The organism is Leisingera sp. ANG-M6 (assembly GCF_000813905.1).
Classification (GTDB): domain Bacteria; phylum Pseudomonadota; class Alphaproteobacteria; order Rhodobacterales; family Rhodobacteraceae; genus Leisingera.
The window spans coordinates 29,722-42,191 of sequence record NZ_JWLG01000005.1 but is presented as its reverse complement, the minus strand read 5'-3'; the positions used below and the strand labels follow the sequence as shown (position 1 = coordinate 42,191).

At 62.4% G+C, this 12,470-nt stretch carries 14 protein-coding genes; all 14 read right to left on the bottom strand.

Annotated elements, in window-relative coordinates:
• Nucleotides 1–86: 86 nt before the first annotated feature.
• The 14 genes from RA24_RS02710 to RA24_RS02645 all read right to left on the bottom strand — a co-directional run bounded on the left by RA24_RS02710 (nucleotide 87) and on the right by RA24_RS02645 (nucleotide 12,413).
• Entirely contained in the window at nucleotides 87–503 is a 417-nt protein-coding gene (locus RA24_RS02710) for a secondary thiamine-phosphate synthase enzyme YjbQ (RefSeq protein ID WP_019294729.1), read from the bottom strand.
• Between the two features lie 56 nt (nucleotides 504–559).
• Nucleotides 560–985 carry a hypothetical protein gene (locus tag RA24_RS02705; RefSeq protein ID WP_019294730.1) on the bottom strand — a complete coding sequence of 142 codons (426 nt, stop codon included), beginning with the start codon at nucleotides 983–985 and terminating at the stop codon, nucleotides 560–562.
• 51 nt (nucleotides 986–1,036) lie between these two features.
• Complete coding sequence (locus RA24_RS22160; protein ID WP_152610553.1) at nucleotides 1,037–1,447, bottom strand: hypothetical protein; 411 nt, start codon at nucleotides 1,445–1,447, stop codon at nucleotides 1,037–1,039.
• Between the two features lie 322 nt (nucleotides 1,448–1,769).
• Nucleotides 1,770–2,171, bottom strand: coding sequence for a hypothetical protein (locus tag RA24_RS02695; RefSeq protein WP_039149938.1), 402 nt, complete (start codon nucleotides 2,169–2,171; stop codon nucleotides 1,770–1,772).
• Nucleotides 2,172–2,277: 106 nt separating this feature from the next.
• Nucleotides 2,278–2,574, bottom strand: a complete 297-nt coding sequence (locus RA24_RS02690) for a hypothetical protein (RefSeq protein WP_039189587.1) — start codon at nucleotides 2,572–2,574, stop codon at nucleotides 2,278–2,280.
• Nucleotides 2,575–2,658: 84 nt separating this feature from the next.
• On the bottom strand, nucleotides 2,659–3,144 hold the full coding sequence (locus RA24_RS02685) for a DUF4166 domain-containing protein (protein ID WP_241480885.1): 486 nt from the start codon (nucleotides 3,142–3,144) through the stop codon (nucleotides 2,659–2,661).
• A 56-nt stretch (nucleotides 3,145–3,200) separates the two neighbouring features.
• Nucleotides 3,201–3,629 carry a thiol-disulfide oxidoreductase DCC family protein gene (locus RA24_RS02680; protein ID WP_039189585.1) on the bottom strand — a complete coding sequence of 143 codons (429 nt, stop codon included), beginning with the start codon at nucleotides 3,627–3,629 and terminating at the stop codon, nucleotides 3,201–3,203.
• Nucleotides 3,630–4,115 (bottom strand): hypothetical protein, encoded by a 486-nt coding sequence (locus RA24_RS02675; protein ID WP_039149945.1) that lies wholly within the window; start codon nucleotides 4,113–4,115, stop codon nucleotides 3,630–3,632.
• Nucleotides 4,116–4,177: 62 nt separating this feature from the next.
• A complete protein-coding gene (gene rpoD, locus RA24_RS02670) occupies nucleotides 4,178–6,163 on the bottom strand; it encodes an RNA polymerase sigma factor RpoD (protein ID WP_019294736.1) in 1,986 nt (661 codons plus the stop codon).
• A 131-nt stretch (nucleotides 6,164–6,294) separates the two neighbouring features.
• Complete coding sequence (gene dnaG / locus RA24_RS02665; RefSeq protein ID WP_019294737.1) at nucleotides 6,295–8,286, bottom strand: DNA primase; 1,992 nt, start codon at nucleotides 8,284–8,286, stop codon at nucleotides 6,295–6,297.
• Between the two features lies 1 nt (nucleotide 8,287).
• Entirely contained in the window at nucleotides 8,288–8,626 is a 339-nt protein-coding gene (locus RA24_RS02660; RefSeq protein ID WP_039149954.1) for a hypothetical protein, read from the bottom strand.
• Between the two features lie 37 nt (nucleotides 8,627–8,663).
• Nucleotides 8,664–9,209, bottom strand: a complete 546-nt coding sequence (locus RA24_RS02655) for a sarcosine oxidase subunit gamma (protein ID WP_039149957.1) — start codon at nucleotides 9,207–9,209, stop codon at nucleotides 8,664–8,666.
• Nucleotides 9,202–12,147 (bottom strand): sarcosine oxidase subunit alpha family protein, encoded by a 2,946-nt coding sequence (locus RA24_RS02650; RefSeq protein WP_039189583.1) that lies wholly within the window; start codon nucleotides 12,145–12,147, stop codon nucleotides 9,202–9,204. The genes RA24_RS02655 and RA24_RS02650 overlap by 8 nt, the downstream gene beginning before the upstream one ends.
• Entirely contained in the window at nucleotides 12,144–12,413 is a 270-nt protein-coding gene (locus RA24_RS02645) for a sarcosine oxidase subunit delta (RefSeq protein ID WP_019294741.1), read from the bottom strand. Before RA24_RS02645 ends, RA24_RS02650 begins: the two co-directional genes overlap by 4 nt.
• Nucleotides 12,414–12,470: the final 57 nt, after the last annotated feature.

Sequence of the window (12,470 nt, the reverse complement as noted above, 5' to 3'; positions counted from 1 at the left end):
TGCCCGGGCCTGCCCGGTTATCCACAACTATAGGCGACCCTCCAGAATTTGGGTAGGGGGCATTTGACGCCGCTAGATAAAGAGGTTCAGCTTAGGTGCGCTGCCACCTTCCGCTGGTGCGGCGCGTCGCGGTGTTCGAACAGGTAGATGCCCTGCCAGGTGCCCAACACAGGTGCACCGCTGCGCACCGGGACCGACAAGCTGACGGGCATCATTGCTGCCTTGATATGCGCAGGCATATCATCCGGCCCCTCATATGTGTGGCGCAGATAGGTCATTGACGGATCCGATGAAGGCGGCACCAGGCGGGCAAAGAACGCGTGCAAATCCCCCTGCACCTCCGGGTCGGCATTTTCCTGTATCAGCAGGGAGCAGGAGGTATGGCGGACAAACAGGGTCAGCAGCCCGCCCCGAACGCCGCTGGCGGCCACCCAGGCCTGCACGTCGCGGGTAAACTCATAGAGACCCTGCCCGCGCGTCGGAATTGAGAAGTCATGCTGCATAGGGCCTTTCTGGCGCAAGCACCGCGTTCAGGCAACCAGAAGCCGGGGCTGGGCAGCTACGGCAGCCAACGGTCACGTCCGGGCAGCCGGTCGTAGCAGTAGTTCTGCGCCGAGGTCACCCGCAGGCTGTCCCCTGCTTCACGGATATTCAGCGACAGGCTGCCGGAGCGGTCAGGAACTCCCGGCGGCAGGCCAAAGGCAAATTGCACCGCCTTGCGGCCGGGGCGGTTCACAGACGGACCCTCGCCGCGCCAGACATAGATCCGCTGATTCACAGGCGCCCGCAGCTGACGGATGGCATAGTCCGCGATGCTGCACCAGTAATCCTGCGCGCCGGACCGGCTTCGGGCCACCACTTCCCAGACGCCTTCCGATACCGGCAGCACTTCATTCCTGTTGATCGCGCGCCAAGCGGAAGCAGGCACCGGAACGGACAGAACCACAGCCAGCATCCCTGACAGCCAAATTCTCTTGCTGGTCATCTCTCAACCTCCTTCTCCGCAATTCCGGGAAGTCCGCGGGCCTGAATACACTCACGGCCGCCCGAGTGGCACAAAGCAATAATCCAAAGCTCTCTGAACACTCATTGTATCACCAGCTTGCAGGCTGTTAACAGACCCGTATCCGCCGGGCGGCGGCGTTTGGGCCAATTTGGCATCCAGCGTGAACTGCACTGCAGACCGGCGACCCGTGGTTTCGCTTGGCCCCAGCCCGCGGGTGATATGCAGTTTGGCATGCCAAGGTGCCCCGATGACGCGATGGGCATAGTCAGCAGCCCCGCACCAGAACAGGTGGCCATTACCGGTCCTGAGGACGGCTTCGAAGATGCCGTCAGACATTGAATTAACGCGAACATTGTGGCTGCTGGCATTGGCAAGCGAGATTCCGGGCAGTGCCATTGTCAGGATTGAGGCGGTGACAGCGGCGGCGGCAATGGGTCTCATGGCAGTTCCCTTTCTTTCAGCGGGCCGCAAGATGCTGCGTCCCGCTATAAGGGTAGAAAGAACTGGAACACATGCCATTCAAACTGCCGTGCAGTTCGGCGCCCACCAGCGCCTTTTCACAGCAGCGGCACAGTACGGGCGCTGCGCACGCGGCAAAATCCAAGACAGCATAGCGACTTAAGTGGTACCTGCGGCACGTCCTTCAGTCAGCTGCGGCGGAGGCGCCTGCGCGGTGCAGGAAGGCATCATTTCCTTGTGAAGTTGCCAGAGAGCTTACAAATCGGTGGATGAATGTGAGCACATCCCGGTTCCGCACCGGCTATTAAAGCGCCGGAGCCTGCACACAGTAACCATAGCCCTGCTGCACCGACAGGCTTTCGCCCGGACGGAATCCCAGCGACAGCCAGCCGGTTTTGGGCGGCACACCAGCCTGTTCCGGATACAGAGTGAACTGCACAGAGGACCGGCGGCCCGTGGTGACGCTGACGTCCCGTCCGCGTACGACATAGAACCGGTCCGTCCAATTCGCTCCCAGAACCCGGCGGGCATACTGCGCGGCGGCACACCAATAATCCCAGGTGCCGCCTGAGCGCCCGGGAACCACCTCATAAACGAGGTCATTCACAGGCAGAACCCGCACGCCGCGATTGGCAAGGAACGAATCTGCAGCTGCGGGAACAGCCGTGGAACAGGCCAGCACGGCGGCGGTTATGAGGTTTTTCATCCGGAGATATCCCTTTGTTCGCCTCAACATAGGGACCCGCCGCAGCGCCTCCAAGGGGAGACTGCAGCCTTGGCCGCAACCTCTCGCAGATGTGTGTGCGAAGGGGTCAGGCCCGGACAGGGAAGGGAATGATCTCTGCACTCTCTTCCTGATGGCCCAGCACTTCCTCCAGTATGGCCAGTACTGCAGCATCAGGGGCGGCCCCGGTGTCGGGATGGAACTGCGCGCGGGCCTGGCGGCGCAACATGTCCTTGGTGCGGCCGCTGCTCATTTGCTTCAGCGCGTCGCCCTGCCCGGCCATTGCCTCAACCATGAACTGGTTGGCGCGCACCAGATCATTCAGCGACTGGAGCTTGCCTTGCAGCGCTTCCACCGCCCCGTTCAGATCAGAATGTGCAGACATCATCTTCCCCCCCGGAAATCAAATGCGGATGCTGCAAGTTTACGGCCTGCACTGCGCCCGGGCAACGGCAAGGTTAGCAAATGGTTAACGTCTGAGGTTCAATTCCGGCAGGGCTATGTGGCCGGTGTAGCGCACCAGAAAACCGATCCGCGGCAGGCTGGCGGAGATGTCGAAGCCAAGATGCCCCTGCGATGTTTCGAATTCCATTGCAGCGCTTTCCGGGCAAAGCGCACGCGGCAAAGGCAGCCCGAACAAGCGGGCTTGCTCAACTGAGACCATCATAGCGCCCTGCTGCACGCGGACTGAAAGTTCCAGCTCAACCACCCCGAACCGCTCAACCACCCTGCCCCGGCGCGGGTCGAACCGCAGATGGGACCGGGTCTGATGCCTGCCGAACACCCGCCGCCAGATATGGCCCTTGCCCTGCTGCGCAACATCCAGCCGGAACCGGGATTGCGGCATTGGCGGCGGGAAACCAGCCAGCCGGGCCAGCAGCCGCGCCCAGCGATTGCCGCCTTCAACTCTGACCACACCAAAACTGCGCGCCGGCGGTTCGGTGTGAAACCGCATCAAAACCGGCGGCACATGCAGCTTATGTGCAGCGATGATTTCCCCGAAGGCGTCCCTCACCCGGCGTAGCCCCCACTGGCAAAGCGGGCGCGAACTTCGGGACCGGGTATTATGCAAACGTCGTGCCGGCCAAACAGACGGTACCGGTTGCGGGCAACGCTGAAATACAGCGCGTCCTTCAGGCGCCATGGCAGAAACCGGCACACCGACAAGACCCGCCAGGGCCGCGGCAGCGCCCGCATCGCCGCGGCAAAGGCATCAAGGCGCTGATAGGGGCGGCCGTTAACGATCACCAGATTGGTCTCGAAGTCATCCGCAGGCAGACCCAGTTCGCGGTACAGCCGCTGCCCCAGCGGCGACTGCGCAGTGGCAAAGGAGAACCGCCCGGCCCGGTCATGGCGCAGCATGAAGCGGAAGAAGCCGGAACACAGCACGCATTCGCCGTCGAAGACGATGAGGTCGGCCCCAGCCGCCACCCTGGCCATCTACTGCCAGCTCCGGGTTTCAAGTGAATAGACTTGGCCCGCTGCTTCTTTCGCCTCAAACAAAGGCAGGGAATAGCCGGCACCTATAACACTGCCGATATCGCATTGCATATGAGCCACTACTTGGCCGTCCTTAGCGGTAATGACACCTCCGCTCAGCGGAACCCTGGCTCCAGGGTCCTTAACAAGCGTGTAGTGGACTGTGTAAGAAAATCCTTCGGTTTCAAAGGCAAAAGCCTCCCAGATAGAGTTCCCGATTCCCGGCCATGGAGTCATATCCACATCCCGCACATGCCGGGCCAAGGACAGCTCGGGCCTCTTTCCGGCGTCACCAAACGCGAAGGTTGCATAATTGCCCAGCAGGCAGGTTTCCAAGTAATTTGCACCGCCTGTCAATGTGCAGGATACCAGAGTGGTCGCCCCATCAGGGCACGCCTGAAGGGCGTTGGCTGCAAGCAGAAAACATCCAGTCAAATACGCGCGCATGGAATCACCAAACAGAAAAGGGCGCCCCAATGGGACGCCCTGAAACACTACCAGCCCAAACCTTACTGATCCAGGAAACTGCGCAGCTTGCGCGAGCGGCTGGGGTGCTTCAGTTTCCGCAAAGCTTTTGCCTCGATCTGGCGGATCCGTTCGCGGGTCACGCTGAACTGTTGGCCAACCTCCTCCAGCGTGTGGTCGGTGTTCATGCCGATGCCGAAACGCATCCGCAGAACCCGCTCCTCACGCGGGGTGAGCGAAGCAAGCACCCGGGTGGTGGTTTCCTTGAGGTTTTCCTGAATGGCGCTGTCCAAGGGCAGCACGGCATTCTTGTCCTCGATGAAATCGCCCAGCTGGCTGTCTTCCTCGTCTCCGATCGGGGTTTCGAGCGAGATCGGCTCCTTGGCGATCTTCATCACCTTGCGGACCTTCTCCAGCGGCATCTGCAGTTTGTCGGCCAGTTCTTCCGGAGTCGGCTCGCGGCCGATCTCGTGCAGCATCTGGCGGCCGGTGCGGACCAGCTTGTTGATGGTCTCGATCATGTGCACCGGGATCCGGATGGTGCGGGCCTGGTCGGCGATCGAACGGGTGATGGCCTGGCGGATCCACCATGTTGCATAAGTCGAGAACTTGTAGCCGCGGCGGTATTCGAACTTGTCCACCGCCTTCATCAGGCCGATGTTACCCTCCTGGATCAAATCCAGGAACTGCAGACCGCGGTTGGTGTATTTCTTGGCAATCGAAATCACCAGGCGCAGGTTGGCCTCGACCATTTCCTTCTTGGCCTGGCGGGCTTCTTTTTCGCCCTTCTGAACCTGCTGTACGATGCGGCGGAATTCGGAGATGTCCAGACCGACATACTGGCCCACCTGGGCCATATCAGCGCGCAGTTCCTCAACCTTTTCGGTAGAGCGTTCAATGAACATCTGCCAGCCGCGGCCCGGCTTTTCGCCCATGTCGGACAACCAGTTCGGGTCCAGTTCGCGGCCGCGGTAGGCGTCCACGAACTCGCGGCGGTTGATGCGGGCCTGGTCGGCCAGTTTCACCATCGAGCTGTCGATCTGCATGACGCGGCGGTTGATGCCATAAAGCTGGTCGATCAGCGCCTCGATACGGTTGTTGTGCAGGTGCAGGCCGTTCACTAACTCGACGATTTCCGAGCGCAGCGACTGATAGCGTGCCTCGTCTTCGCTGCTGAAGGAGCCGTCCTCGTTCAGGGTTGCCGAAATCCGGCTGTCCTGCATTTCGCTGAGCTCAGCGAAGTCGGTGGAGATCCGCTCCAGCGTGACCAAAACCCGGTCCTTGAGCGCAGCCTCCATAGCAGCCAGCGACATGTTGGCCTGATCATCGTCGTCGTCATCGTCGTCATCCTGGGAAATCGGATTACCGTCCGCATCCAGTTCCGGCCCTTCATCCTTGGCCGGTTTGGCGGATGCCACTGCGGACGTATCGACAACGGGCTCTTCTTCGCCGTCCTCATCCATCTGGTTGCCAAAAGTGGCCTCCAGGTCGATGACGTCGCGCAGAAGAATGTCCTCAGACAAGAGTTCGTCGTGCCAGATTGTGATTGCCTGGAAAGTCAGCGGGCTTTCGCACAGCCCCAGGATCATCGTGTTGCGGCCGGCCTCGATGCGTTTCGCAATTGCGATCTCGCCTTCACGGCTCAGCAGCTCAACCGAGCCCATCTCGCGCAGGTACATGCGCACCGGGTCGTCGGTGCGGTCCAGCTTCTCGGTCTGGGCGCCGGCCAGCGCAACCTCGCGCGGGCCTTCGGTGGTCACAAGGTCGGTGGTGCCCTTGTTCTCTTCTTCCTCGGCCTCTTCGTCCTCGATGATGTTGATGCCCATTTCGCTGAGCATCGACATCACGTCTTCGATCTGTTCCGAGCTGACCTGATCCGGCGGCAGAACCTGATTGAGCTGATCGTAGGTGATGTAGCCTTTCTCGCGGGCCTCCGCGATCATCTTCTTGACCTGAGCCTGGCTCATATCAAGGGAGATTTCGGCGTCCTGATCGTCAGGTTTGCGGTCGTCGGTGTCTTTGGCGGCCATTAAATGCTCCTACTCAGGGGCTGCGGGATGATTCGCTGAGCGAATCATTAGCGCGATCATCTGATTCGTCACCCCGTTTACCCAATTTTCCTGTGCTCTTCCTTAGCAAAACGCAGAATCACCCCCGCGTGTTACTTCTCGGAAAAGCCGATCCGGTCCAAAAGGGCCCCGAAGGCATCGCGCTCATCCCTGTTGAGCCGCGCGCCGTTCTTGCCCACGTCATACGTTGCCTTGTCCTCGTTTTCGCTGCGCACCGCCTTGTTCTTGGCTTCTGCCGCCTGCCGCAGCCGCCAGGTCAGCGCCTCATCCGCAAGGCCATGCAAATCCTCTTCGGCTTCCGCCAGTTCCGCATCCAGCCCGCGCAGCGTTTCGAGTTTTGCGAGTTCTTCGGCCAGGGTCATGCTGGCCAGTTCGGTATCGCCGGGTTTGCGCAGGCACGGGATGATTGCAACGTGGCGAAGGGCAAAGAGGTTTTCAAGGGCATGAGGCCCCAAAGACCAGTCAATTTCCTCGCGCAGCCGCTCCGGTGCGCTGATACCGTGGCGCAGCACCATGTCCCGCAGCGCCGCCAGATCCGGATCGGCGCATTGCAGGCGCTCGAGGCTGGTCTCAAACTCCGGGATCACTTCCGGTGTGGTGATGGCGGTTGCCAGGATCACCGCCTCGCGCATCGCGGCAAAGGATTCATCATCGGCGCCCGCCACCAGCGAGGCGCGGGTGGTGGCGCGCGGCTGCGGAATCGCGCCGAAGCCCTTGCCCGGCTTCCATGGCGCGCGGGCGCCATCACGGAAGCCGCCGCCCTTGCCGGTCCTCTGCTGATAGCTGCCGCTGTCCCGGTTGCCGCGGAACAGCTGCCAGCGCATCTCTTTGACGTCCTCGCCGTAATGCTTGCGGATCGAGGGATCGCGGATCAGCTTGATCTTTTCCCGCAAGCTCTTGTCGAGCGCCGCCTTGCGCTCCGGGCTGTCAAAGACCTTGCCCTCGGTCTCGCGCTGCCACAGCAGCTTGACCATCGGGATCGCCCGGTCCAGCACCGCCTGCACCGCTTCCGGGCCTTCGCTGCGGATCATGTCGTCGGGGTCCTTGCCCTCCGGCATGATGGCAAAACGCAGAGATTTGCCCGCCTCCAGCAGGGGCAGCGCCAGATCGATCAGCCGCATGGCCGCACGCAGACCCGCAGTATCGCCGTCCAGCGCGATGATCGGCTCATCCGACATCCGCCACAGCATCTGCAGCTGGTTTTCGGTAATCGCGGTGCCCAGTGGCGCCACGGAGGACTGAAAACCGCCCTCTGCCAGCGCAATAACATCCATGTAGCCCTCGGCCACAACCAGCGTGGAACCGCGCCCGGAGGCCGCCCGTGCGGGCCCGTGATTGTAAAGGCTGCGCCCCTTGTCGAACAGCTCAGTCTCGGGCGAGTTCAGGTATTTGGCGTTGTCATTCGGGTCCATCGCCCGGCCGCCAAAAGCAATCGCCCTGCCGCGCGCATCGCGGATCGGAAACATGATCCGGTTGCGGAAGGTGTCATAAGGCTTGCCGCCCTTGTTCGAGGGTTTGGCCAGCCCGGCGCCGATGATCAGATCATCGGGCACGTTCTTGCCGCGCAAGGCATCCCACAGGTTCTGCCAGCCGTCAGGGGCAAAGCCGATCTCCCAGCGGTCCAGCGCCTGCGCTGTCATGCCCCGCCGCTGCAGATAGGCGCGGGCGTCCTGGGCGGCGCTGGTCTTGAGTTGCAGGCGGAAAAACTGCACCGCCTGTTCCATGACATCGGCCAGCAGCGTGCGGCGGTCCTGCTTTTCCTGCGCGCGCGGGTCGCGCTTGGGCATCTCCATACCCGCTTCACCGGCCAGGATCTCCACCGCCTCCATGAAGCCGACGTTCTCGGTCTCCTGGACAAACTTCAGTGCGTCGCCCTTGGCGTGGCAGCCGAAGCAGTAATAAAACCCCTTGCGGTCTTCCACGTGAAACGAGGCGGTCTTTTCATGGTGGAACGGGCACGGCCCCCAATAGTCGCCCTTGCCCGGCTGCGATTTGCGCTGGTCCCACATGACTTTGCGCCCGACAACATCAGATATGCTGATGCGGGTGCGCAGTTCATCCAGAAAGCCGGGCGGCAGGGACATATCAGTTCGACTTCAGCTGTTTCTGCATCGCCTGAATCTGATCCCAGTTCTGCAGGCACTGCTGTTCGAACAGCGCACCGAGATCGGTGCTCTTCAGGTCGCGCCGCTTCATTGCGTACACATGCTGCGACAGCTGCGGGATCGCATTGGAATAGGCATCGGGCCATTCCGGATTGCTGTCCAGAATCACCTGTTCCACCTCTTCCTGCTTCACCCGGTCCAACCGCGCCTGCTGCACCGCGGCCATGACTTGGCCTTGGTATTTGCAGCTTTCTTCTTTGCTTTCAGAAGCATAAGCCGGCGCCGCCAGCAAGGCGGCTGCAAAGACGATGCGGATCATAGATGCGCTCCGGGAATCAGTTGGTGATCCCCGCAGGTTACCCCCGTGCCGTGACGGCTTCCATGGCTGTTTTCAAATCATGCACAAGCGTTTTCGCCATCGAACGGAACACCATGACCTGAAACGCCTGCGGCCCAATGCGGGTGACCGAGGCCATCATGTGCTTCAACTCCGTCCGCGCGGTATGGCCGCGTTTGAAAACCTGGGGGCGCAAATCCACCGGCACCAGCCGCGCCAGGACGTCCTCGGCGCCAGCCCCGTCAAGCCGGACAACAGCCCAGGCGTCGCTCTGATCCGTCAGGGCGGCATGTTTGGCCAGCTTGGCGTCGGGTTCCACCCCCATAAGCAGCGCCATGTCCCGGCCGAACCAGACAGCCCGGCTGCCCGCCTTGCCGGTGGCGCGGTTCGCTGCCGGGAAGGCCATTCCGTGGGCCGCTTCCAAGGCTTTGCTCAACGCCTTCTCCTGCCCTTTGAACGGTGCCAGGACCCACATGCTGCCGGGCTGCTCTTCAGTCAGACTCATGCCGCCGAGGGTTATCGGCAGCAGCCTGTCACAGGGGCTTTTTGCTATCAGTTCAGCCACGGGCACGCCCTCCCTCTGGGTCAAAGAACACAGGCGAAACAACCTCGCACAACGTATCCACACCGCGCATGTGATCGACCAGCCGCACGGTTTCGCCGATGCGGTCCGGGCCTTCCTTGAGGAAAGCCAGCCCGATCGGGTGCCCCAGTGTCGGCGAATAGCCGGCCGAGGTCACATAGCCCTGGTCATAGATCCGCTCCACCGGATCGCCCGGCGTGAACAGATGCGCACCGGCGGTGATTTCCTTGACCGCACCAACAGGTTTCAAGCCCACAAGGCGCATCCGGTCTTCTGCCATCAGGCCTTCGCGGGTGGACATGGCCTTGCCCAGAAAATCCTTCTTCTTGGACATCATCCCCTGAAGCCCCAGGTCAAAGGCGGTCACAGTGCCGTTGATCTCGGCATGGGTGATCAGTCCCTTTTCGATCCGAAGCACATTGAGCGCCTCCATGCCATAGGCACCGCCGCCCATGGCTTCGGCCCGCTTCAACAGTTCGCGGAACAGGGCCTCACCATAGCGCGCAGGCACCGCCACCTCATAGGCATGCTCGCCCGAGAAGGAGATCCGGAACAGCCGCCCCTTCACGCCCAGAACGATCGCCTCGCCGCAGCCCATGAAGGGCCAGGTCTCGCCGTTCACGTCCTCGTCCAGCAGACCGTTCAACAGCTCCCGCGACTTCGGTCCGGCCACGGCAAACTGCGCCCATTGCTCCGTCACTGAGGTAAAGCGCACGTCCCATTCCGGGTAAAGCGCCTGGGACACGAACTCCATATGCGCCATCACCTGACCTGCAGCAGCGGTGGTGGTGGTCATGACAAAGTGGTTTTCGCCCAGCCGCGCGGTGGTGCCGTCATCCATGACAAAACCATCTTCGCGCAGCATCAGCCCATAGCGGACCTTGCCAACCTTCAGCGTGCTGAAGGTGTTGGTGTAGAGGAAATCGAGGAACTTGCCAGCATCCGGCCCCTGAATGTCAATCTTGCCCAGGGTGGAGACATCGCAGATGCCCACAGCCTTGCGAACCAGGGTCACCTCACGGTCGCAGGACTGGCGCCAGTTGGTCTCTCCCTGCTTCGGAAAATAGGCCGCGCGGTACCACAGGCCCACCTCCAGCTGATGCGCCCCGCGGGTGTCGCTCTCGCCATGCGAGGTCAGGAAACGCTGCGGCTTGAAGCCTTCATCCGTGGCCCCTGCCCCCATCGCGCCCAGCGACACCGGCACAAACGGCGGGCGGAAGGTGGTGGTGCCGGTCTCCGGGATTGTACGCCCGGTGGCATCCGCCAGCACCGCCAGCGCCGCTACGTTGGAATTCTTGCCCTGATCGGTCGCCATGCCCTGCGTGGTATAACGCTTCATATGCTCGACGGAGCGGAAGTTTTCGGTGGCCGCCTGCTTCACATCCTTGACGGTCACGTCGTTCTGAAAGTCGAGCCAGGCGCGCCCCTTGCCCGGCACCGCCCATAGGGCGGCGATGCGGTAAGGATCGTCCTCTGCTTGCGGAAGATCGGCGGCAGCGGGTTTCAGGCCCAGCGCCTCCAGCACCTTGGCGGCAGCCTCCGCGCCGTCGCGCAATGCGCCTGCGGTGGAGAAGGTGCCGTTGCAGGCACCCGCTGTGACCATGCCCGGCACCGCGCCTTCGGTTGGCACAAATGCCAGCGCCTCGCGCTTCCACACCGGACGGCTGTTCAAATGGCAGGTCAGATGCACCGAGGGGTTCCAGCCGCCGGACACCGCCAGACAATCGGTCTGGATCTTCTCCTCACCCTTGACCGAACGCACGGTGATGCTCTCCAGCCGCTGGCGGCCGGCACTGTCACAGACCTGTGCGCCCTTGATCACCTGATAGGGGCCGCCATCCGGTGCTTCGTGGCGGCTGTCGATCACCGCCGCGATATGCACACCCGCGTCATGCAGGTCGCGCGCGGTCCGGTGCGCCTGATCGTTGTTGGCAAAGACGGTGACCCTCTCGCCCGGCGCCACACCCCAGCGGTTCAGATAGGCGCGCACGGCGCCGGCCATCATGATGCCGGGACGGTCGTTGTTGCGGAACGCCACCGGGCGCTCGATGGCCCCCGCCGCCAGCACCGCGTGTTTGGCCGCAATCCGCCAGAAGCATTCACGCGGCAGGTGGCTGCCCTTCAGCGAATGCCGCCGTGGCAGGTGGTGCGAGACCCGCTCCAGCGCACCGTAGGTGCCCTGGTCATAGGCACCGGTGACGGCAGTGCGGCTCATCAGCCGCACATTGTCCATCGCCTCCAGTTCGGCCAGCACCTCCGCTGCCCACGCATGGCCCGGTTTGCCGCCGATCTCTTCGCGCTCTGCCAGCAGGCGGCCGCCCATACGGCTGTCTTCCTCCGCCAGGATCACATCCGCCCCGGCCCGGCCAGCCGTCAGCGCCGCCACCAGGCCCGCAGGACCGGAGCCGATCACCAGCACGTCGCAAAAGGCAAAGGCTTTCTCATAGCGGTCCTGATCCGCCTCGCCCGACAGCGCACCAAGGCCTGCCGCATTGCGGATCATCGGCTCATAAATCTTTTCCCAGAACGCCGCAGGCCACATGAAGGTCTTGTAGTAGAACCCCGCGCCAAAGAACGGCGCCGCCAGATCGTTCACCGCCATCACGTCGCGCTCAACCGAGGGCCAGCAGTTCTGGCTGCGCGCCTCCAGGCCTTCGAACAGTTCCTGCTGGGTGGCGCGCACGTTCGGGTCCTGCTGACCGCCTGTGCCGATGGTCACCAGCGCGTTCGGCTCCTCGCTGCCCGCGGTCAGCACTCCGCGCGGGCGGTGGTACTTGAAGGACCGCCCCACCAGATGCGTGCTGTTTGCCAGCAGCGCCGACGCCAGCGTGTCACCCTCCAACCCCATCATGTGGCGGCCATTGAAGGCGAATGTGATCGGCTTCGCACCCTGGTTCAGGCCTTTTCCGGGAAGTCTCATTTTTCCCCTCCCAGCCCGGCCTCGGAGGCCAATTGCACGTCCAGAATCTCATGGGTCGCGGTATTGCGGGTGACCTTCAGCCAGGCATTACAGCCCATCTCGTGATACCACAGCTCATCCAGCGGCCCCGCCGGGTTTTCCCGCAGGTTCACATACTCATGCCAGGCGTCCAGATCCGCGCCTTCAGCCGGGCGCACAAGTGCAGCGCCCTTGTAATAGAATTCGCGGCGGTCCCTCTCACCGCAGAGCGGACAGGTAATTCTCATGACCGGCGCTCCTTCATCTTTGCAAAAATACTCCCGCCGGAGGCATGCCCGGCGTGC